Here is a 22232-nt window from a genome sequence, read left to right as displayed (position 1 = left end):
GTGATAGCTTCTGCCAATTGATTCCGATGAAGAGGTGAAGCGATGCTGGAACAGATGATCGATCAGGGTGCGGGCCGCGAGCCTGCCGACCTCGTGCTCAAGGGCGGTCGCTTCTTCGATCTCGTGACCGGCGAGCTGGTGGAGAGTGATATCGCGATCTGCGGGAGCCGGATCGTCGGCACTTTCGGCACCTATCATGGAAAACACGAAATCGATGTTTCGGGCCGCATCGTGGTTCCGGGCTTCATCGATACGCATCTTCATATCGAATCCTCGCATGTCACGCCGCATGAATTCGACCGCTGCGTGCTGCCGCAGGGTGTGACGACTGCCATTTGCGATCCCCATGAGATCGCCAATGTGCTGGGTATGGAAGGCATCGAGTTCTTTCTCGACAGCGCGCTTGAAACGATCATGGACATTCGTGTGCAGCTTTCAAGCTGTGTCCCGGCCACCCATATGGAAACATCCGGCGCGGAGCTTCTGATCGACGATCTGCTTCCCTTCGCTGGTCATCCCAAGGTGATCGGCCTTGCCGAATTCATGAATTTTCCGGGCGTCCTGGCAAAAGATCCGCAATGCATGGCAAAGCTCCGGGCGTTTCAGGGCAGGCATATCGACGGCCACGCACCGCTCCTGCGCGGGCTTGATCTCAATGGTTATATTTCCGCAGGCATTCGCACCGAACATGAGGCGACGAGTGCGGAGGAGGCGCTCGAAAAGCTGCGCAAGGGCATGTATGTGCTGGTGCGGGAGGGCTCGGTTTCCAAGGATTTGAAGGCGTTGATGCCGATCATCACCGAGCGCCACGCACAGTTTCTGGCGCTCTGCACCGATGACCGCAATCCGCTTGATATCGCGGATCAGGGGCATCTCGATTATCTGATCCGCACGGCAATTGCTGGCGGTGTCGAACCTCTTGCCATCTATCGCGCGGCGAGCGTTTCGGCAGCGCGCGCTTTCGGCCTCTTTGACCGGGGGCTGGTGGCACCCGGCCAGCGTGCCGATCTCGTTGTGGTGGACAGCCTCGAAGGCTGCCATGCCGAAACCGTGCTGTCAGCAGGGCGGGTCGTGTCGGAAGATTTGTTCGCTACGCGCAAGCCGGTCGCCGAAGTGGGGCGCAACAGCGTCAAGGCCCCGCGCGTCACCGCCTCCAATTTCCGCTCGCACTCCAACAGCGGCAGGACGCGCGCCATCGGCATTGTTCCGGGCAAGATCATCACCCAGAACCTCGAATTCGATCTGAAAGTGGGACCAAACGGCGTCGAGCCCGATCTTGAGCGCGACGTGGTGAAGGTTGCCGTCGTTGAGCGCCACGGCAAGAACGGCAATATCGCCACCGGATTCGTGCATGGTTTTGGCCTGAAAGCGGGCGCGATAGCCTCCACGGTCAGCCATGATAGCCACAATATCTGCGTCGTCGGCACGTCGGATGAAGATATTGCCGCCGCCGCCAACCGGCTTGGCGAAATCGAGGGCGGTTTTGTCGTGGTGCGTGACGGCAAGGTCCTGGCGGAGCTGCCGCTTCCCATTGCCGGGCTGATGAGCACGGAGCCTTACGAAACGGTGCGCGACGAATTGCGCAAGCTGCGCCATGCCGCCGAAGAACTGGGCTCGGTTCTGGAAGAACCCTTTCTTCAGCTTGCCTTCATTGCCCTGCCGGTGATCCCGCATCTCAAGATCACCGACCGCGGGCTGGTGGATGTCGACAAGTTCGAGTTTGTTGGCAACTGATCAGTGCAGGCCGCCGACCCCCAGCAGTTCCTCGACGGTCTGCTGGTTGTCAGCAAGGTCCGCCGCGGTGCCTGACCACGCGATGCACCCACGTTCCAGAATGATGACGTGATCGGCAAAGTCGAGCGCGCTCTGGATGCGTTGTTCGACCAGCAGGATCGTCATGTCGCCTTTCTGTGCAAGGGCTGAAAACGCGGCCATGAGTTCCTCGCAGATGACGGGCGCAAGCCCTTCCAGCGGCTCATCCAGCAAAAGCACGGTCGGCTGGCCGAGAATGCTGCGCGCGGTCGACAACATCTGCTGTTCCCCGCCTGAAAGCTGCGATCCGAGATTGCGCCTGCGTTCCTTCAGGCGCGGAAACATGGTGTAGGCTTCCTCCAATGCATCCTTTGGCCGGTTTTTCAGGCCGACGAAAAGGTTTTCCTCAACGGTGAGCGTGGGAAAAATATCGCGGGTCTGGGGCACATAGCCAAGGCCCGCAAGGGCGCGCGCGGCGGAGGGAAGCGTGGCGATGTTCCGCCCATCCAGCAGGATTTCACCGCCATAGCGGCGGGTTTGGCCTGCGATCGTGGCAAAAAGGCTGGTCTTGCCGACGCCGTTGCGGCCAAGGATGGCGAGGCGCGAGCCGGGTTCGGCCTTGAAGGATACATCCTCGATGACGCGCGTGGGACCGTAGCCGGAGGAGAGGTTGCGGATTTCAAGCGAGGCAGCACTCATTGCGCATAACTCCCCAGATAAGCTTCGCGGACACGGGCATCCTGCACCACATCCTGCGGCAGGCCGTCGAAAATCACAGTTCCGGCGGCAAGCACCACGACGCGTTTTGCAAAACGGAAGACGAGGTCCATGTCATGTTCGATCATAAGGACGGCAAGGTCCGGCGGCAGCTGGTCGAGAGCCTCTTCAATGCGGCCCGTATCGCTTTGCGGCACGCCGGCGGCGGGTTCATCCAGCAGAAGCACTTTCGGGCGCAGCGCCAGCGCCAGTGCGATTTCCAGAAGGCGCTGTTGCCCATAGGCGATCTCGCTCACGCGCAATTGTGCAAGCGGCAGCAGGCCCAGCGTGCCGAGAATATCACGCGTCTCGTCCAGAACATCCGGCATCTTGCGATAATTGCCCAGAATGCGGCCCGTTTTCCCCTCGCGCTGGAGGATGGCAAGCGCCACATGCTCTTCCGGCGTCATGTCGAAAAAGAGGCGCGTGACCTGAAACGAGCGCACAAGGCCACGGCGCACGCGCTGCATGGCATTGAGTTTTGAGATGTTTTCGCCGCCGAGCGTCACCGTGCCGGAGGTGGCGGCGAGATTGCCAGTCACCAGATTGACGAAAGTGGTCTTGCCCGCGCCATTGGGACCGATCAGGGCAACGCGGTCACCCCTGGCCATGCTGAGCGAGACATCGTTGGTAACGGCAAGTCCGCCGAAATTCTTGCGCAGCTTCGATACTTCAAACATGGTGCTCATTTGCTGCGCGCCTTTTTTTCAAAGTAATGGGCGACGGTTCCATAGAGGCCGCGCGGGGCGAACAGGACCACGGCGATCAGAAGCGCGCCGACCATGGTGAGCCAATGGAATGGATTGGCCGCGGACACCAGATCTTCGAACCACATGAAGACGACCGTGCCGATCAGCCCGCCGAAAAGTGATCCCGTGCCGCCCAGAACCAGCATGACAAGGGCTTCCGCCGACATGGTGAAGCTGAGGCTGTCGAGGCCCACGACCTGGGTGGAAATTGCATTGAGTGCGCCGCCGACACCGGCAATCGCGCCGGAAATCACATACATGCGAAGCTGCGCACCCTGCACCGAAGCGCCCATGGCATGGATGCGGATCGGGTCCTCCTTCACGCCCCGGCACAACATGCCGAAGGGCGAGCGCACGACATAGCGCAGGAAGATGAAGGAGATGAGGAGCAGGATGACCGCATAGATATAGACGGTGTGCCCATAGAGATCGAACTCGAAAATACCGAAGATCGGGTCGGGTGAAATGCCGCTCAGGCCATCGCTGCCGCCAGTCCAGTTCGAAGCCTTGTTGGCGGCTTCGTGAAAGAGATGCACGACCGCAATCGACAGAACAAGCTGGGCCAACCCATGCGCGCGCAGGATCACCGCGCCAGAAACCAGCCCGGTGACGGCACCGGCAAGAAGCCCGATTACAGTCATGAGGATTGGGTCTGTCACGCCGAAATGCGCAGCCGCAATGCCCGCGCCATAAGCGCCTGCGCCGAAAAGGGCGGCATGGCCAAGCGTTGCTATGCCGCAATAGCCGGTCACGAGGTCAAGCGACAGCACCAAGAGCGCGATGGCGATGATGCGGGTGAGCAGCGCCAGATTGTCCGGGAAGAGAAACCATCCGATGACGCTTGCTGCGATGATCGCCACAATGCCGATCAGCCCGGCATAGGAGTGACGGCTTTGGGGGAGGGATTGCGTCAATTCGCTCATTTGCGGGCCAGCCTTCCTGCAAGGCCGCGCGGGAAAAGGGTAACGATCACGATCACCGCCAGATAAAAGAAGAATTCGCCATATTCAGGGGCAAGATAGCGCCCGGTCGTGTCGATTGCGCCGAGCAGCAGGCAGGCGGCCAATGCGCCGGGGATAGAGCCCGCACCGCCGACCGAAACCACCACGAGAAATGTCACCATGTAGCGTAGCGCATAATAGGGTTCGACGGGCAGAAGCTCCGCGCCGACCACACCGCCAAAGGCCGCAAGCCCGATGGCGAGCGCGAAGCTCACTGCATAGACGATCTCGGTGCGAACGCCGAGGGCTGCGGCCATATTGGCATTATCGACGGCAGCGCGCAGCTTCACGCCGAAAGCGGTGCGTTCAATGACGTACCAGAGACCGATTGCCACGGCGAGACCACAGCCAATGGCGAAAATGCGGTGCTTCGCAATAGCGCGAAAACCGAGATCGATCGAGCCGCGCAGCATTTCCGGCAAGGGAATGGTTTTCAGCGTCGGGCCGAAAATATAGTTGGTGATGCCGATGATGCAGAAGGTGATGCCGATGGTCATCAACACCTGTGTCAATTCCGGCGCGCCATAGATGCGGCGATAGAGCAGCCTTTCCACCGGCACGGCGATAATCATCGTGCCGATAACCGCAATGATGATCGCAAAGCCGTAATTGAGGCCAAGCTGTTGCGCGGCATAGGATGCGAAATAGCCGCCGATCATTGCAAATGCGCCATGGGCCAGATTGACAACGCGCATCAGGCCCATGGTAACGGAAAGGCCGATGGAAATGACGAAAAGCACCATGCCATAGGCAAGGGCATCGACAGCAATGCTGAGCACGGTCTGCATTGAATGGTCCTGTTCATAAGTTCCCGCGGCAGATGCATTGCGGGAAACGCTGCTCCGGCCAAGAACCGGAAGTGTCGGAGCGCTTCCGGTTCGTTACCTGAACCGCTCCAAGCATCTGTTCTGGCGCTTCAAACCCCAAGAAGGGGCTGCGCGGGCTGGTTATCGAGAGCCGTTTTTTTACTGCGCCTTCAGGCCCGGATCGCCCTGCTTCTCGAAGGTCTGGATTTCCTTGTTGTAGTAGGTGCCGTCACCCGCCTTGGCCACTTCGCGCAGATAGATATTCTGCGTCATGTGGCGGCTTTCGGGGTCGATAGACACCGGACCGCGCGGGCTCATCCATTCCAGGCCCTTGACTGCTTCGACAGCCTTTTCGGCGTTTTTCTCGCCGCCGGTTGCTGCGATCATCTTGTAGATGACATGCATACCGTCATAGGCGCCGACCGATGGGAAGGAAAGTTCAGCCGGATTGCCAATGGCTTTCCGGGCATCCTCGACGAATTTCTTGTTTTCAGGTGAATCGTGCGAAACCGCATAGTGGAACGTGGTCAGCACGCCGAGCGCATTTTCGCCAAGGGCGGGCAGGTCGGATTCCTGCGTCAGATCACCCGGTGCGAAAAGCTGGATGCCGGAGCTTTTCAGGCCGTTATCGACATAGGCCTTCATGAAGCCGAGCGTGGTCGGGCCGGAAGGCAGGAAGGCGAATACGCCCTGCGCACCGGAATCCTTGATGCGCTGCATGATGGGGCTGAAATCATTGGTCGCAAGCGGCATACGAATGGCTTCCACCACCTCGCCGCCTGCTTCCGTGAAAGCTGCCTTGAAAGCGTTTTCGGCGTCCACGCCGGGACCGTAATCGCTTACGACCGAAATGACCTTTTTCACGCCTTTGTCGAGCGCGACCTTGGCGATGGGGGTGGAGGTCTGCCAGGTGGTGAAGGACGTGCGCACCACATAGGGGCTCTTCGTCACGATCGACGAGGTCGCCGCATTCATCACCACCATCGGCACATTGCCCTGCTTCAGGATGGGCGTCACGGCCATGGCATCAGGGGTGAAATAAAAACCGGCGAGATATTGCACGCCTTCCTTCACCACCAACTCCTGCGCCAGAGCCTTGGACTGCGCGGGGTCGGCCTGCGGCACGTCGCGATAGACGATCTCGACCGTGTCGTCGCCTACCTTGTTGCCGTGCTCGGCCATATAGGCATCAATGCCAGCCTTAAAGTTCTTGCCTTGCAGGGCGAAAGGTCCCGAAAACGGACCGATGACGCCAACTTTCACGACATCGGCATAGGCTGCCGAAGCCGCAAGCGAAAAGACCGCAAGCGCGGTGAGCGCGATTTTCTTCATGTTCTCCTCCCGGTTCCATCATTCCTGCGCGTGACCGTCTCAGCGCAATTCGGAACGACCTAAGCCCATTTTTACAATGCCTATCTGATTGGTCATGTAAAATGAAAAAATCCTCGTAATCGATATCCGAACAGTTATGTTTGCGATGATCAATCCTTGCCGATACGAACGATATTGTCGCTCAATGCCAATGCCGCTTTCAGCGCTGCGCCGGTGGCGGCAACGATCTGCGGCAAAATCATCCATTCCAGCATCCAGGCTGCTCCCGACCGCTCCTGTTCGTGCACCATGGCCTGATGCAGCCCCGAAACCTGAACAGCATTGAAGCGGGCAAGGCTCACCAGAAGCTCGGCCCGCACGGGGTTCTGCTTGTGCGGCATGGCTGACGATCCACCGCCGCCTGACAGCGAAAGCTCGTCCCGCAGTTCCGCCATCAATGCGATATCCTGCCCGAACTTGCCGAGTGAGCCGGTGATAAGCAAAAGAAGATGGCCGAAATCGGCAATAAAAGCGCGCTGGCTATGCCATTGGGGCCTGTCTTCGAGATCAAGCCGCCTTGCCAGTTCCGCCCGCAGGATTGCAGCTTTATCGCCGAATTTTTCAAGCGTTCCGGCTGCGCCGCCGAACTGGAGCGGAAATCGCAGTGCGGTGAGGCGCTGAGCATAATCGGTGAAGGGGGCGCGCCAGCTTTCAACCCGGTCCGCGACGGTTACGGGGATAGCTGCCTGCATGCGCGTATAGGCGGTCAGCTCGTTCTGGCCGAAGGTGTTTTCCAGCCAGTTGAACTTTTGCGAAAGCTGTTCGATACGAAGCGCCAAAATATCGCGCACGCGGCCAAGCCGCAGCATGAGGCTGGTGTCGATCACATCTTGGCTGGTTGCGCCAAAATGCACATGGCGCGCGAAATCCTCGCCGACGGCTTTTCGCAGATCGTGCACAAGGGCTGGAACCACCACGCCATCGCGCGCCGTGCCGCGCTCCAGTCGCGCCAGATCGGGCTCCATCGTTTCCGTGGCGCTCACGATCCGTTCCGCAGCAGCGGCAGGAATGATGCCGAGATCAGCTTCCGCGTCCGCCAGTGCCGCCTCGAATTTCAGCATGGCGGCAATATCGGCACAGGCGGCGAAAAGGCTGGAAATGTCCTCGTCATCGCCAAAGAGGCCGGTCAGGAATGAGTGCTCGAAAACCGATATGCTCATCTTTTAAATATCGAAAAAAACCGTTTCTTTTTCGCCCTGAAGGTGGATATCGAAATGATAGACGTCGCCCTCGCGCTGGCCGATCAAGGTTGGCACGCGCATGCGATGCTCAATGCGCGCCAATACCGGATCTTCCGCGTTGGCGGCTTCCTCATCGGAAAAATACATCCGCGTTTGCAGCCCGAGGTTAATGCCGCGCGCCACGATCCACAAGGTAACATGCGGCGCCATGAGCCGCCCGTCCCGGAAGGGAACGCGGCCGGGCTTGATCGTCTCGAAGATGAATTCGCCCGTTTCCATATTGCTGGGGCAGCGGCCCCATCCCCGAAAATTCGGGTCGGCCTTGCCGCGGGTTTCGGTCGGACTGTTATAGAGCCCGCCGGCATCGGCCTGCCAGATTTCCACCAGCGCATCGCGCAATGGCGCGCCCATGCCATCGATGACGCGACCCTTGATGGTGATGCGTTCGCCGGATGCCTTGTCGTTATAAAGCGGGCCAGCACCCAGATCTTCCGCGAAAACCCCATGAATGCCGACGAAATTGGGCGTGAGGCCGATATGGACATAAGGTCCCGCGGTCTGGGAAACGGTTTCCTTGAGATAACCGAGCGGCTGTACCATGTCAGTTGCCCTCCGCGCGGTTTTCAAAGAAGGTCGAGCGGCGTCCGCGCAACACGATGTCGAACTTGAAGGCGCGCATGTCCATGGGCAGGGTGGCGTTCATGTCGAGCGGCGCGATAAGGCGCTCAATGGCCAATTTGTCGGGTATGGTCTTCACAATGGGGCAGCGCCAGATGAGCGGATCGCCCTCGAAATACATCTGCGTGATGAGGCGCTGCGCAAAGCCGTGGCCGAAGACGGAAAAATGGATATGCGCCGGTCTCCAGTCGTTGACGCCATTCGGCCACGGATAGGCGCCTGGCTGGATGGTCTTGAACCAGTAATAGCCGTTTTCATCGGTGATGGTGCGTCCCACCCCGCCGAAATTGGGATCGATTGCGGCGAGATAGGTTTCCTTCTTGTGACGATAGCGGCCACCGGCATTGGCCTGCCAGAATTCCAGCAATGCGCCTGGAACCGGCCGGTTGCCTTCATCGAGCACACGGCCATGCACCAGAATGCGCGGGCCGACCGGCATTTCGCCGGGGCGCGCATAATTCAGGATCAGGTCATTATCCAGTTCGTTCAGCATGTTATGGCCGAAAACCGGGCCGGTGATCTCGCTTTTGGTGCCTTCCAGCGAAATGAGCGCGCGGGTGGGCGAACGCAGAACGGAGGTCTTGTACCACGGCGTATAGGCCGGGGGATGCATGGAAAGATCACGAGCGAAAAACGGGCTCGTTTCCGGCAGACTGTTCTTCATTTTTCAGCTTCCTCCGCTTCCATCTGCGCGTAGGTCTGCTTGGCGATCTTGAAAGCGTGGTTCGACGCCGGAACCCCCGCATAGATCGCGACATGCATCAACGCTTCGCAGATGTCCTCCTTTGTCGCGCCCGTGTTTCGCGTGGCGCGAATATGCATGGCAACTTCGTCGTCCTGCCCCAATGCCGCGAGCAGTGCGATGGTGACGATAGACCGCTCGCGCTTGCTCCAGCCGGGACGCGCCCAAACCGTGCCCCATGCCGCTTCGGTTATAAGCGCCTGAAACGGCGCATCAAGATCGGTCGCTCCATTCGATGCGCGATCCACATGCGTATCGCCCAGAACGGAGCGGCGCACGCTCATGCCAAGCTTGTAACGCTCGGACGGCACGGTCTTGGTGGCATTTTCAGCCATCATTCATTCTCCATGCAATAGATTGTGTGACAGAAAATCCCGCAGCAGAGCAGTATAGGCATCCGGCTGCTCGACGCAGGGGATGTGGCCGCTATTGGCGATTTGGGAAAAGGTTGCGCCGGGGATGAGGCTCGCCAACTCTTTTACGAGAGCGGGTGGTGTCGAACCGTCCTGATCCCCGACGACGCACCGGACCGGCACGGAAATTTCGCAAGCCGCAGCCGTGAAGTCCGCACCGCGAAGGGCCGCACAGGTGGCGGCATAGCCTTCCAGCGGCTGGCGGGTGAACATGTTGCAATAGGCCTGGTAGGCGGCATTGTCCGGTGTGCGATAGGCGGCTGTAAACCAGCGGGGCATGGTTGCATCCAGAATGCCGGCAAGCCCGTTCTGCGCGATTGCATCGATGCGGGCATTCCACATTTCGGCCGTGCCGATCTTGTGCGCCGTGTTGGAAAGGACAAGACCTGCCACCAGATCGGGACGCGCGGCGCAGACGCCCTGCGCGATCAGTCCGCCCACCGAAAGACCACAGATGACCGTTTTGTGGATCGAAAGAGTGTCGAGAAGCGCGATCAGGTCCTGCGCCAGCAGCGCGATCGTGTAAGGTGTCGTGCCGATACCGGAAAGGCCGTGGCCGCGCTTGTCGTACACGAGAGTGGAGACATCATTGCCGAGCCGCGCGCGCACCTCGTCCCATATCCGAAAGTCGGTTCCGAGCGAATTGATGAAAACCAGAACCGGCTTGTCGTTGCCGTTCCACTGTAAATCATAGTGAACGACGATATCGTTGACCTTGGCAAATTGCACGATTTTCTCCTCTTGAAGTTCAGTGTTGCGCTTTAATCCGGTTAAGTAAAATGATATTCAGGACGGGAACCATAACTTACAGGTTATAGAAAAGTGATCGGAAACCGGATCAAGTTTCGCCATCTGCATACATTTGTTGAAGTGGCTCGCCAGAAAAGCGTGGTGAAAGCCTCCGAGATTCTGAACATCAGTCAGCCCGCCGTCACCAAGACAATGCGGGAGCTGGAAGAGATTTTGGGCGTGCCGGTGCTGGAGCGCGATGGGCGCGGCATTCGCATCACCCGCTATGGCGAAGTATTTCTGCGCCACGCCGGGACGGCGCTGACGGCCTTGCGGCAGGGGCTCGATTCCGTATCGCAGGAGTTGGACGGCTCCGGTCCGCCGATCCGTATCGGCGCATTGCCGACGGTTTCCACACGTATCATGCCGAAGGCCATGAGCCTGTTTCTGGCGGAGAAGACCGGCAGCAAGGTGAAAATCGTAACCGGAGAAAACGCTGTATTGCTGGAGCAGTTGCGCGTCGGCGATCTCGATCTGGTGGTCGGCAGATTGGCCGCGCCGGAAAAGATGACAGGCTTTTCCTTTGAGCACCTCTATTCGGAGCAGGTGCGGTTTCTGGTGCGGGCAGGGCATCCCCTTCTGGGGGATGATGCTATATTCGATCATCTGGCCCGTTATCCGGTGCTCATGCCCACCCGCAATTCAATCATCCGCCCTTTCGTGGAGCGTCTGCTGATTACCAACGGTGTCGGCTCCCTTCCAACGCAGATCGAAACCGTGTCGGATGCATTCGGGCGGGCTTTCGTGCGCGACAGCGATGCGGTGTGGATCATCTCCGAAGGGGTGGCGGCGCGTGATGTCGCCGAAGGCAAACTTGTCGCCCTTCCCATCGATACGAGCGAAACCACAGGCCCGGTGGGGCTGACGATGCGCACCGATATGGTGCAGACCGGGCCCTTGCAAATACTGGTGCAGACAGTACGCGAGGCAGCAGGTTTGAAGTCATGATCTCAGTGTACCGGGAATAAACACGGTCAGCCATTCAACAAGAATGGCTGACCGTGCTTGAAGCGAGAAGTTTGGCCGAAACTTCTCGCCCGGGGGTGCCATTCGTTATTATGATGATACATTATTCCTAAAATAAAGCATCATTTTTGTTATAATTGGTAAAAAATATTGTCCGTCATATAGTGACTATACATTAGGTATGTCTGAATTACGATTGATGACATGCTAGAATGGCAACCCGACATAATTTTCAGCCAGTGCGGTTGAGGCTGCTTTGGATGTGCAGAAATAGTCGAGTTCGGCTTCCTGTACTTTTTGATCGAACGGTTCCATATCCGGAAATCGGTGCAGCATCTTGGTCATGGACCATGAAAAGCGCTCGGCCTTCCAGATGCGGGCAAGTGCATTGGCGGAATAGGCGTCGATGCCGGCGTCAGACTTTTCCAGGTAAAACTCTCTCAACCCCTGGTAAAGATAATGCACGTCGCTGGCGGCGAGATTGAGCCCTTTTGCGCCTGTCGGCGGAACGATATGGGCCGCATCTCCAACGAGAAACAGCCGCCCGAAGCGCATCGGTTCGGCCACGAAGGAGCGGAGAGGGGCGATGGATTTCTCGAAAGACGGCCCGATCACCATGGCTTGCGCATGATGGGCCGGAAGGCGCCGGCGCAATTCATCGTAAAATCGCTGATCGCTCCAATCTTCAATCTTCTCGTCAAGCGAGCATTGAATATAATAGCGGCTGCGAGTGGGAGAGCGCATGGAACACAATGCAAAACCGCGTTGGTGATTTGCATAGATCAGTTCATGAGCAACCGGTGGAATGTCTGCCAGTACGCCAAGCCAGCCGAAGGGATAGGTCTTTTCAAAAATATTGATCGCCCGTTCGGGCACGGATTTTCGGCTTACGCCATGATAACCGTCGCACCCGGCGATGAAGTCGCAGTCAATGCGATGGGGTTTGCCGTCTTTTTCGTAGGTGACATAGGGCGAGGCTGTATCAAAATCATGTGGGGTTACGTTGGCAGCCTCGTAAATGCTGCCTGCGTTCGACTTCAGCCGTTCATCCATAAGATCATGGGTGAGTTCGGTTTGACCATAGACCGTGACACGTTTGCCGGTCATTCGGTGCAGATCGATGCGGTGATCGCGCCCGTCAAAAGCCAGTGAGAACCCGTCATGCGGCTGTCCTTCCGCATGAAGGCGCGCGGACGCGCCAGCTTCGTCCATCAGATTGACCGTGCCTTCTTCCAGGACGCCAGCCCGCACACGTCCCAGAATATAATCCGCGCTCACGCGATCCAGGACGATATTGTCAATGCCGGCTTTCGTCAGAAGCTGGCCGAGAAGCAGGCCGGAAGGGCCCGATCCGATGATTGCGACCTGAGTACGCATATATTCCTCCCATGCAAATCGGCTTTTATTCTTGAGGGAACCTCCCAACTGACAATGGATAATTCCGGCAATTTATTGTACAAATCGAACACGAATGGAGGGGATGTGGCTGAAAATTTTATTCCAACCTATGAGTTGTACGGAGAAGAAACAGAGCAAAAGCCGGATTTCTGGTTGCATTGCGAGACGCTTTTTGCGCGCTCAAGCCTGCATAATTTCGAGATTGCGCTGCATCGCCATGAAAGCTTCTTTCAACTCCTTTACATTGAAGGCGGTGCGGGACATGTCAATTTCGACGGCGCCATTCGCCCTTTCCAGACGCCATGCGCAGTACTGGTGCCGCCTGGCTTCAATCATGGGTTTGCGTTTTCCCGAGACATAGTCGGACATATTGTAACGATCTTGAATCCTCATATTCCATTCATCGCAGATGGCGTCGGGGGCGTCATGTCGCAGTGGTTGAGACAGCCGCAGCTCATATCGATGAAGGGGGCGGGCGATGACAACCTGGCGCTGCTTGCTGTTCTTCTAAGACAGGTACAGGACGAGTTTCAGGCCAGAAAACCATATAAAAACAGCTTGTTGGATTGTCTGGTTAAAACCGTGCTGATTCATGTTTTACGCCATGCATTGTCTTCAGAACCGTCAATCCAGGAAGAGAGGTCCCTATACGGTCATCCCCGTCTTGAACGATTGTTGGAACTGATTGACCGCTACTATCGGGAACATAAGCCTGTTTCGTTTTATGCGGCGATGCTGGGGATTTCGCCGACGCATCTTAACCGGACGGTCAGGCAGCTGACCGGGGGAACGACACAGGATATGATTGCAAACAGGGTAATTGAAGCGGCCCGGCGCGACCTGATTGCCATGCCATCGTCGGTGCAGCATATCGCCTACAGGCTGGGGTTTTCAGATCCTGCATATTTTTCACGTTTCTTCCTGCGGAAGACGGGGGAAACGCCACGGGCGTTTCGTCTCAGGGAGCGTGAAAATCTGGCGGATCACGCTTCATCGTCACAAGGCTGAATTGGACTATTCATCCACGACAGCCTATCGAAGCAGATTGCGCAATTCCGACTGGACCTTCAGCATCGCAGGCAGAAAACGTTCAACCAGATTGCTGGCATCCACATGGGCGACCGGCGCTCCGATATTGAGGGCCGCCACCACAATGCCCCGGTGATTGAAAACAGGAACAGCGATGGAGCGTAATCCAAGCTCCAGTTCCTGATCGTTGATTGCATAGCCTTGATCGCGAATAAGGGCGAGTTCGGTCATCAGCGATCCGATTTCCGTCTTCGTGAATGGCGTGAGGCTTTTCCTTTCGGTGCGCCCGAGCAGGGTTTGTGCCTCGGATTCGTGAAGTGACGCCAGAAGGACCCGGCCCATTGAAGCGCAATAGGCTGGAAGCCTGCTTCCCGCCATCAGATTGATGGACATCACACGCATCTGCGAGGCGCGAGCGATATAAACAATCTCCGTCCCGTCGAGCACCGATGCGGACGCACTTTCTCCAACCGTGTTGGACAGACGATCCAGATGGGGCTGGATAATCGTCGGCAGTGGCGTTGATGAGAGATAGGCATGTCCGAGACGAAGAATCTTCGGCAGAAGCATGAAAAACTTGCCGTCATATTCCGCGAATCCGAGTTCTGCGAGTGTCAGCAGGCAGCGCCGCGCCGTTGCGCGATCCAGGCCGGTAATCTTTGAAACATCGGCTATTGAAAGACGCGGCTGGTCTTCCCCGAACGTCTCGATGACCTTGAGGCCCTTGGCAAAGCCTCCAACGAAATCTGTTTCACGCATGCCGTTCCCTCAATACTAGCTGGCAGTTTGTGCGATATATGAACAAATGTCAAATAACGCACAAATTGTTTGACCCGTTTCCGATGTGATGGCTAACTCCAGCGCGATTGAGACCGGAAACGTGGAGCGAGATGCTTGCCCGTTCCGGTATGGAGGTGAAATGGACAAGACAATTACAAGTCTGGCGGAGGCCGTTGCCGGGATCGGGGATGGTGCAACCGTTATGATCGGTGGATTTGGCGGCTCTGGAGCGCCAATCGAACTCATCCATGCCCTGATTGACAAGGGGCCCAAGAACCTGACGGTCATCAACAACAATGCAGGCAATGGGCGCATCGGTATTGCGGCCATGATCGATGCCGGGATGGTCCGCAAGATGATTTGCTCGTTTCCGCGATCTTCCGATCCGCGCGCCTTTACGGACAAATATCTCGCCGGTGAAATCGATCTTGAGCTCGTGCCGCAGGGAACGCTGGCTGAACGTATCCGGGCAGGGGGGGCAGGCATTCCGGCCTTCTACACACCGACGGCTTACGGGACCGAGCTTGCGGAAGGCAAGGTCATAGCCGAGTTCGATGGGCGGCCTTATGTGCAGGAGCGCTGGCTCAAAGCGGATTTTGCGCTTATCAAGGCGCATCTTGGCGATGCCCACGGCAATCTGACCTACCGCATGGCTGCGCGCAATTTCAATCCTCTCATGTGCATGGCCGCGACCAGAACAATCGTGCAGGTATCTGAAATCGTTCCGCTCGGCAGCATCGAGCCGGAAAACGTCATCACACCGGGCATCTTCGTGGACAGTGTCGTTGAAGTCGCAAATCCACAGCAGGAAGAAGAGCTCATTCGGGCGGGAGTGACCTACGCATGATGATCGACACTCATGAGGACATCAAACTGTCCAACGCCCAGATCGCATGGCGCGCCGCACAGGATATTCAGGACGGCGCCTATGTTAATCTCGGTATCGGCTTTCCCGAAATGGTGGCTCGCTACCAGCCGCAAGGTCGTGAAGCGATCTTCCATACGGAGAATGGCATTCTGGATTTCGGCGAGGCGCCGCCCGAAGGTGAGGAAGACTGGGATCTGATCAATGCCGGCAAGAAGGCCGTCACGCTGAAGCCGGGCGCTGCCTTTTTCCACCATGCCGACAGCTTCGCAATGGTCCGTGGCGGGCATCTCGATGTCGCGATCCTCGGCGCCTATCAGGTCGCCCAGAATGGCGATCTCGCAAACTGGCGGGTGGGGGCCAAGGGCGTGCCGGCGGTCGGCGGCGCGATGGACCTCGTGCATGGCGCCAAGCAGGTTGTCGTCATCACGGAGCACATGACCAAGAAGGGTGAGCCAAAACTGGTTGAAAAGTGCACTTTCCCGCTAACCGGCGTCGCCTGCATCACCCGCATCTACACCAGCCATGCCGTCATCGACGTCGACAAGGGGCGCTTCGTCTTGCGCGAAAAATTGGCCGCGATGACGCTGGAAGACCTTCAGGCCATGACCGGCGCGAAGCTCCACATTGACGGCCCGGTTGCTGATCTTATTGTCCCTGAATTGTGAGACCCTGCCATGAATGAAGCCTATATCTGCGATTACATCCGCACCCCCATCGGTCGCTATGGCGGCGCGCTTTCATCCGTTCGTGCGGATGATCTCGGCGCCGTTCCGCTGAAAGCACTCATGGAGCGTAACGGTTCCGTCGACTGGGAAGCCGTTGACGACGTTATCTTCGGTTCGGCCAATCAGGCTGGCGAGGACAACCGCAACGTTGCGCGCATGTCGCTGCTCCTGGCCGGTTTGCCGGTTGGAGTGTCGGGAACGACGATCAACCGTCTCTGCGGTTCGGGTATGGATGCAGTCATAACCGCTGCTCGCGCCATCAAGGCGGGTGAGGCGGACCTCGTCATAGCGGGCGGTGTGGAAAGCATGAGCCGCGCTCCCTTCGTCATGCCGAAGGCTGACAGCGCATTTTCCCGCAAGGCGGAAATCTTCGATACGACGATCGGCTGGCGTTTCATCAATCCCCTCATGAAAAAGCAATATGGCGTGGATTCCATGCCGGAGACAGGGGAAAATGTCGCCGAGGATTTCAACATCTCGCGGCAGGATCAGGATGCTTTTGCTCTGCGAAGCCAGGAAAAGGCGGCCGCGGCGCAGGCGAACGGACGTCTGGCAAAGGAAATTGTCCCCGTTGTGATCCCACAGCGCAAGGGTGATCCGGTCGTCGTGGACAGGGATGAACATCCGCGCGCTACCAGCCTGGAAGCGCTGGCGAAGCTGGCTACGCCCTTCCGCGCGGGCGGCACCGTGACGGCGGGCAATGCGTCCGGCGTCAATGACGGTGCGGCAGCGCTTATCATTGCGTCCGAAGCAGCCGTCAAGAAATACGGTCTTTCGCCAATCGCCCGCATCGTTGCCGGTGCCACGGCTGGCGTTCCTCCACGCATCATGGGTTTTGGCCCGGCGCCTGCAACCAAAAAACTTTCTGCACGCACCGGCATCGCAACGGATGCTTTCGATGTGATCGAACTGAACGAAGCATTCGCATCGCAGGGGCTTGCGGTGCTGCGCGATCTTGGAATTGCCGACGATGACAGGCGCGTCAATCCGAACGGCGGCGCGATTGCGCTCGGGCATCCGCTTGGCATGTCGGGTGCGCGCATTGCAGGCTCGGCCGCGCTCGAACTTTCACTCAATGGCGGCAAATATGCGCTTGCCACGATGTGTATCGGTGTCGGGCAGGGGGTTGCCATCGCGTTGGAACGTGCTTGAAATAAACGAAGGCCAGATCCGGGCATTTTCGCCCGGATCGGTTCCTGTCTGAAAAGGCAGGCACTGGTTTTGGATCGCTGGGCGGCTGCGCCATTGCTAACGGGCAGACGCAAAATGCATTTTTATAACGATTTTCTGAACAAGGCTGGCATCAAGGCCTTCCCGCATTGTTGCCATTTTAAATGCTGATTGTTTGAGTTAAGTTAATAGCGCCTCTATATGAAATGATTCTTTTTCCGTGAGTTGGAATATTTTGCCTGTCGATGAAGCGAAGCTTGTGCGGTTGGGTGCTGCTCCACGCGGCTACAGAGGCTTTATTCACCACATTGAGTCCGATGCCGGTTCGTCTGGTCTGCCGCCAGAGGAAATCGAACGGCGTTTGCTTGAGTTGGGTTTCATCGAGGGGGCGGACGTTTTCATCCTTCACGAGGGACCCATCCGCCGCGACCCGATAGCGGTGCGCATAAACGGGGCGACCGTGGCGCTGCGTCGAAAAGAGGCCATGGCCATTTTAGTTCACGAAAGTCGCGATGATGCTCAATACCAGTCGTCCGAAGATACGACGGCTCGCTCTGGTTGGCGCGCCGAATTGTGGCAAGACAGCTCTGTTCAACGCACTGACGGGTAGCCGCCAGAAAGTCGGCAACTATGCGGGGGTGACTGTCGAACGAAAGACGGGCGTTGCGCATACACCTGCCGGACATTCGCTGGAAATTATGGATCTGCCCGGGACCTATTCTCTCAGGGCCCGCAGTCCCGATGAAGAAATCACGCGCGATGTTATCCTCGGCCGCAAGGGGGAGAATGCGCGCTGCGACATGTTTCTGGTCATTGCGGATGCCACCAATCTGCGCGCAGCGCTTCGTCTCGTCATCGAATTGCAGCAGACCGGGCAACCGCTGGCGTTGATATTGAATATGATCGATATCGCGCGCCATCGTGGTATCGAAATCGATGCAGGCAAATTATCGGATTTGCTGGGCGGTATAGCTGTTGTCTGTACCAGTGCCGTCCGGCGCTCGCAGATGCATGATTTATGGACAATGCTTGATGAGCTTTCCGAAAACGGGGGGCTTGCTGCGCGTGACAATAAGTGGCGGGAACCTTCAGCCTCGGATTTGCGCGCCATGCAACGACAAGCGGATGGATTGATAGCGCAGGCCGTGCGTTTCCCCGCCAGACCGTCCACGATGACCAATCGAATTGACGCTGTTTTACTGCATCCGGTCGCAGGAATTGCCGCTCTTCTCCTGTTGCTCTTTTTCATGTTTCAGGCCGTCTTCAGCTGGGCCCAGCCTGTCATGGATCTGATATCGAGCGGCTTCGATGCGCTGGCTGGTCTTATCCAGCACAATCTGCCGCCGGGGCTGCTCGAAAGTTTTCTTGTCGACGGCGTCATTGCCGGTGTCGGCAGCGTGATCGTTTTCCTGCCGCAGATATTGATCATGTTCCTTTTCATTCTCCTGCTGGAGGATCTGGGCTATATGGCGCGGGCGGCGTTTCTGATGGACCGGCTGATGGGCGGCGTGGGGCTTCACGGGCGGGCCTTCATTCCGCTGCTTTCCAGTTTTGCCTGCGCCATCCCCGGCATCATGGCCGCGCGCGTCATCGATAACAGGCGGGATCGCCTCACGACTATTCTGGTTGCGCCGCTGATGACGTGCTCGGCGAGGATTCCCGTCTATACGCTTATTATCGCGGCTTTCATTCCGGCGAAGAGGGTGGCGGGTCTGTTCAGCCTGCAAGGGCTGGTCATGTTCGGCCTTTATGCGACCGGAATTCTCAGCGCGCTTCTTGTTTCGTTTCTCGCGAAGATATTCTTCTGGCGGCACGAAGCTGCTCCGCCTTTCATGCTCGAATTGCCCGACTACAAATTGCCAAGGCTGCGCAGCGTGCTGATCGAATTGATGACGCGCGCCAAGATGTTTCTCCATCGCGCCGGTACGACGATCTTCTTCATGGCAATCTTGATCTGGTTTCTGGCGTCTTTTCCTGAAGCACCCGTAAATGCGACCGAACCGGCCATTTTCTACAGTTCCGCTGCCGCCTTGGGACGGCTGCTGGAGCCGCTACTGGCACCCATCGGCTTCAGCTGGCAAATGAGTGTCGCGCTGGTGCCTGGCATGGCGGCGCGCGAAGTGGTCGTCGCGGCGCTGGGCACGGTTTACTCCATTCAGGGAGGAGGCGATGCCGCCTTGCAGGTCGGGCAGGCTTTGGCGCACAACTGGACGCTTCCGACGGCACTGTCGTTTCTGGCCTGGTACGTGTTTGCGCCGCAGTGCATGTCGACGCTCGCGGTCATAAAACGCGAAGCCGGTGGCGCGCGATGGATGTGGCTCACCTTCTTCTATATGCTGGCGCTGGCCTATATTTCATCCTTTATCGTTTATCGCCTTGCACTCTTCCTGTTGTGAAGGTCATATCAACGATCGATCCGTGTCGATAGGATGATGGATGACATTGTGCGCTCAACACCTTCCAGCGCGCCGATGCGGTCCAAAATAGCGTCAAGTTCCTGTATGGAGGGCGCTTCCACAACGACGATCATGTCGAAATGCCCGCTGACGGAATGAAGTGAACGAACCGCCATCATGCCGCGCAGCGCCGTTTCGACCTTCGGGGCCAGTTTGGGCAGGGCAGTCACCAACACATGGGCGCGAACGAGATCGCGCTCGAATTCCGGTGCGATTCGCACTGTGTAACCCTCGATAACCCCGCGCTTTTCAAGCTTTTCAATGCGGCTTTGGACAGTCGTTCGGGACACCCCGAGACGCCTTGCAAGGTCGGCGGTCGAGGCGCGGGCATTTTCGCGAAGGAGGGCGATGAGTGTGAGATCGGCTTCTGTCGTCATAATGCATATTGAATACGTCAATATGCATAAACAAACAACGTCATATCGTCGGTTTGTATGCTTCTTTTTGCATGGAACTATGCGATTCTTGCATATCCGAATTGCATTCCAAGGGGAAATTACATGAAAGAGATCGTTGTTGTCGGCGCAGGCAAAATTGGCGCCACCATTGCCGATCTTCTCGCTTCGACGGGCGAATATGCCGTCACCGTTGTCGATCGCTCCCAGGCGCAGCTCGATGCGCTGGAATCGGGTGCCGAGGTCAAGACACAGGCACTCGATATTGAAGATGCGAAGGCGCTGGAAGCCGCGCTTGCGGGTAAGTTTGCCGTGTTGAGCGCCGCTCCGTTCCATCTGACGACCCGCATTGCCGAAGCTGCCGCCAAGGCAGGCGTTCACTATCTCGACCTGACCGAAGACGTCGCCAGCACTCGCCGCGTCAAGGAACTGGCAAAGGAAGCCAAAACGGCTTTCATTCCGCAGTGCGGCCTTGCTCCGGGCTTCATCTCCATCGTTGCCTATGATCTGGCGAAGCGTTTCGACAAGCTGGACAGCGTGCGTATGCGCGTGGGCGCCTTGCCGCAGTACCCCTCGAATGCCTTGAACTACAATCTGACCTGGAGCACCGACGGCGTCATCAACGAGTATATCGAGCCGTGCGAAGCCATCGTGAATGGCGAACTGACCGAGGTTCCGGCACTTGAGGAACGTGAAGAGTTTTCGCTCGATGGCGTGACCTACGAAGCCTTTAACACCTCCGGCGGTCTCGGCACGCTTTGCGAAACGCTGGAAGGCAAGGTACGCACGCTCAACTACCGCACCATCCGCTATCCGGGTCATGTCGCGCTGATGAAGGCCCTCCTCAACGATCTTGGCCTGCGTCATCGCCGCGAAGTGCTGAAAGACATTTTCGAAAACGCGCTTCCGACAACGCTTCAGGACGTGGTTGTGATCTTCGTCACCGTTTCCGGCACGAAGAACGGCCGTCTGGTGCAGGAAACCTATGCGAACAAGGTTTATGCCGCTCAAGTTGGCAAGATCGTTCGCTCGGGCATTCAGATCACGACGGCTTCCGCGATCTGCGCTGTGCTCGACATGCTTGCCAAGGGCGATCTGCCGCAGCAGGGCTTCATCCGTCAGGAAGACATCACGCTGGAAGCGTTCCTCGCGAACCGCTTTGGCAAGGCCTACGCACAGGAAGACCATTGCGCACGTATGGTTGCTTGATAGTGCCTGCCGCATGACTGTGGGGCCTGTTGCGTTTGCGCGCAACAGGCCCTTTTCTGCATTTTGGTTTCCGGCAAGTCAGTCCGACCAAAGTTGCAATTGAACAGGATCGGATTTAAGCGCATTGCCGATCCAAACTGGCGGGTGGATATCCGTCCGCTCGATATGTCTCTATCCGCGCGTCCGAAAAATCGCTTCACATTTTCAGGATGCGCTTTGAAGAAGTAGGAATGTCATGTTGAAATCCGTTTTGCTGGCCGGTCTGGCCTCTGTCTTCCTCGCCTTGCCTGTCCAGGCCAAGGAATGGAAGGAAATTCGCATCGCCAGCGAAGGCGCCTATCCTCCATTCAACTATATGTCTCCCGACGGCAAGCTCGAAGGTTTTGATCTCGATATTGCAAACGCGCTTTGCGAAGCCATGGAAGCCAAGTGCACGATTGTCGCCAATGATTGGGACGGTATGATTCCAGGCCTTCAGGCCAACAAGTTCGATGCGGTCATTGCATCGATGGCGATCACCGAGGAGCGCGAAAAGCAGGTCGCTTTCACCGATCGCTATTACACGACCCCGCTTGCGGTCGTCGTACCGAAGGACACGGATATCACCTCGCTCGATCCGTCGGCCTTCGATGGCAAGACGGTCGGCGCGCAGGCCGGCACCACGCAGGGCAACTATGCCGATGATGTCTACGGCAAGGCCGGTGCCGAGGTGAAGCTCTATCCGACCGCCGATGAAGCCAATGCCGATCTTGAGAGCGGACGTCTGGACGCGATTGCTGCCGACAAGTTTCTCGCCGCCGACTGGCTGAAGAAGCAGGGCGCTGAGTGCTGCAAGTTCCTTGGCGATATTCCCGGCTCTGAAACCAAGATCGCAGTAGCCCTGCGCAAGGGTGACGACGATCTGCGTGAACAGTTCAACGCTGCCATCAAGAAAATCCGTGACAACGGCACTTACGAAACGATCCGCAAGAAGTACTTCGATTTCGACATCTATTGAT

The 22232-nt window shown here is 57.6% G+C and carries 21 protein-coding genes and 2 pseudogenes; 10 read left to right on the top strand and 13 right to left on the bottom strand.

Annotation, left to right across the window (positions count from 1 at the left end; all coding sequences use genetic code 11):
- Positions 1-26 precede the first annotated feature (26 nt).
- A pseudogene (gene ade, locus AVM02_RS09725) lies at positions 27-1734 on the top strand (adenine deaminase).
- Here the strand turns inward: ade and AVM02_RS09720 are convergent.
- From AVM02_RS09720 to pcaD, 10 genes are all read right to left on the bottom strand, one after another.
- Positions 1735-2451, bottom strand: a complete 717-nt coding sequence (locus tag AVM02_RS09720) for an ABC transporter ATP-binding protein (RefSeq protein ID WP_411506755.1) — start codon at positions 2449-2451, stop codon at positions 1735-1737.
- A complete protein-coding gene (locus AVM02_RS09715) occupies positions 2448-3197 on the bottom strand; it encodes an ABC transporter ATP-binding protein (RefSeq protein ID WP_411506754.1) in 750 nt (249 codons plus the stop codon). Before AVM02_RS09715 ends, AVM02_RS09720 begins: the two co-directional genes overlap by 4 nt.
- Positions 3194-4180, bottom strand: a complete 987-nt coding sequence (locus AVM02_RS09710; RefSeq protein WP_411506753.1) for a branched-chain amino acid ABC transporter permease — start codon at positions 4178-4180, stop codon at positions 3194-3196. The genes AVM02_RS09715 and AVM02_RS09710 overlap by 4 nt, the downstream gene beginning before the upstream one ends.
- Positions 4177-5046 (bottom strand): branched-chain amino acid ABC transporter permease, encoded by an 870-nt coding sequence (locus tag AVM02_RS09705; protein ID WP_411506752.1) that lies wholly within the window; start codon positions 5044-5046, stop codon positions 4177-4179. The genes AVM02_RS09710 and AVM02_RS09705 overlap by 4 nt, the downstream gene beginning before the upstream one ends.
- Positions 5047-5223: 177 nt before the next feature.
- On the bottom strand, positions 5224-6396 hold the full coding sequence (locus AVM02_RS09700) for an ABC transporter substrate-binding protein (RefSeq protein ID WP_411506751.1): 1173 nt from the start codon (positions 6394-6396) through the stop codon (positions 5224-5226).
- Between the two features lie 149 nt (positions 6397-6545).
- Complete coding sequence (locus AVM02_RS09695; protein WP_411506750.1) at positions 6546-7595, bottom strand: 3-carboxy-cis,cis-muconate cycloisomerase; 1050 nt, start codon at positions 7593-7595, stop codon at positions 6546-6548.
- A 3-nt stretch (positions 7596-7598) separates the two neighbouring features.
- Positions 7599-8216 carry a protocatechuate 3,4-dioxygenase subunit alpha gene (gene pcaG / locus AVM02_RS09690; protein ID WP_411506749.1) on the bottom strand — a complete coding sequence of 206 codons (618 nt, stop codon included), beginning with the start codon at positions 8214-8216 and terminating at the stop codon, positions 7599-7601.
- Between the two features lies 1 nt (position 8217).
- Entirely contained in the window at positions 8218-8958 is a 741-nt protein-coding gene (gene pcaH, locus AVM02_RS09685) for a protocatechuate 3,4-dioxygenase subunit beta (RefSeq protein ID WP_411506748.1), read from the bottom strand.
- Positions 8955-9374 (bottom strand): 4-carboxymuconolactone decarboxylase, encoded by a 420-nt coding sequence (pcaC, locus tag AVM02_RS09680; protein ID WP_411506747.1) that lies wholly within the window; start codon positions 9372-9374, stop codon positions 8955-8957. Before pcaC ends, pcaH begins: the two co-directional genes overlap by 4 nt.
- Positions 9375-10178, bottom strand: coding sequence for a 3-oxoadipate enol-lactonase (gene pcaD, locus AVM02_RS09675; RefSeq protein WP_411506746.1), 804 nt, complete (start codon positions 10176-10178; stop codon positions 9375-9377).
- A gap of 93 nt (positions 10179-10271) precedes the next feature.
- On the opposite strand from pcaD, the gene pcaQ reads away from it, so the two are divergent.
- The gene (gene pcaQ / locus AVM02_RS09670; protein ID WP_411506745.1) at positions 10272-11186 is read left to right on the top strand and encodes a pca operon transcription factor PcaQ; all 915 of its coding nucleotides are present in this window, start codon (positions 10272-10274) and stop codon (positions 11184-11186) included.
- Between the two features lie 225 nt (positions 11187-11411).
- Here pcaQ and pobA read toward each other — a convergent pair whose 3' ends face one another.
- On the bottom strand, positions 11412-12581 hold the full coding sequence (gene pobA / locus AVM02_RS09665) for a 4-hydroxybenzoate 3-monooxygenase (protein WP_411506744.1): 1170 nt from the start codon (positions 12579-12581) through the stop codon (positions 11412-11414).
- Between the two features lie 105 nt (positions 12582-12686).
- Between pobA and AVM02_RS09660 the strand changes: the two genes are divergently transcribed.
- Positions 12687-13610, top strand: a complete 924-nt coding sequence (locus AVM02_RS09660) for a helix-turn-helix domain-containing protein (RefSeq protein ID WP_411506743.1) — start codon at positions 12687-12689, stop codon at positions 13608-13610.
- 24 nt (positions 13611-13634) lie between these two features.
- Here AVM02_RS09660 and AVM02_RS09655 read toward each other — a convergent pair whose 3' ends face one another.
- Positions 13635-14390 (bottom strand): IclR family transcriptional regulator, encoded by a 756-nt coding sequence (locus AVM02_RS09655; RefSeq protein ID WP_411506742.1) that lies wholly within the window; start codon positions 14388-14390, stop codon positions 13635-13637.
- Between the two features lie 160 nt (positions 14391-14550).
- Between AVM02_RS09655 and AVM02_RS09650 the strand changes: the two genes are divergently transcribed.
- The 5 genes and pseudogenes from AVM02_RS09650 to feoB all read left to right on the top strand — a co-directional run bounded on the left by AVM02_RS09650 (position 14551) and on the right by feoB (position 19570).
- Entirely contained in the window at positions 14551-15258 is a 708-nt protein-coding gene (locus AVM02_RS09650) for a 3-oxoacid CoA-transferase subunit A (RefSeq protein ID WP_411506741.1), read from the top strand.
- Positions 15255-15944: a CoA transferase subunit B gene (locus AVM02_RS09645; RefSeq protein ID WP_411506740.1), complete on the top strand. Its 690-nt coding sequence runs from the start codon at positions 15255-15257 to the stop codon at positions 15942-15944. Before AVM02_RS09650 ends, AVM02_RS09645 begins: the two co-directional genes overlap by 4 nt.
- Before the next feature lie 9 nt (positions 15945-15953).
- On the top strand, positions 15954-17156 hold the full coding sequence (pcaF, locus tag AVM02_RS09640) for a 3-oxoadipyl-CoA thiolase (protein WP_411506739.1): 1203 nt from the start codon (positions 15954-15956) through the stop codon (positions 17154-17156).
- 250 nt (positions 17157-17406) lie between these two features.
- Positions 17407-17673: pseudogene (locus AVM02_RS09635) on the top strand (FeoA family protein); the annotation flags it as partial.
- 16 nt (positions 17674-17689) lie between these two features.
- A complete protein-coding gene (feoB, locus tag AVM02_RS09630) occupies positions 17690-19570 on the top strand; it encodes a ferrous iron transport protein B (RefSeq protein ID WP_411506782.1) in 1881 nt (626 codons plus the stop codon).
- 8 nt (positions 19571-19578) lie between these two features.
- Here the strand turns inward: feoB and AVM02_RS09625 are convergent, their stop codons facing one another.
- Positions 19579-20007, bottom strand: a complete 429-nt coding sequence (locus AVM02_RS09625; protein ID WP_162997329.1) for an Lrp/AsnC family transcriptional regulator — start codon at positions 20005-20007, stop codon at positions 19579-19581.
- A gap of 123 nt (positions 20008-20130) precedes the next feature.
- Between AVM02_RS09625 and AVM02_RS09620 the strand changes: the two genes are divergently transcribed.
- Positions 20131-21234: a saccharopine dehydrogenase C-terminal domain-containing protein gene (locus AVM02_RS09620; protein WP_411506738.1), complete on the top strand. Its 1104-nt coding sequence runs from the start codon at positions 20131-20133 to the stop codon at positions 21232-21234.
- A gap of 235 nt (positions 21235-21469) precedes the next feature.
- Entirely contained in the window at positions 21470-22231 is a 762-nt protein-coding gene (locus AVM02_RS09615) for an ABC transporter substrate-binding protein (protein ID WP_411506737.1), read from the top strand.
- The last annotated feature ends 1 nt before the right edge of the window (position 22232 follow it).

This window comes from Brucella anthropi, assembly GCF_046630315.1.
Classification (GTDB): Bacteria; Pseudomonadota; Alphaproteobacteria; order Rhizobiales; family Rhizobiaceae; genus Brucella; species Brucella anthropi_A.
Note: the sequence above shows the minus strand (reverse complement) of the source record. Positions and strands in the feature narration are given on the sequence as shown.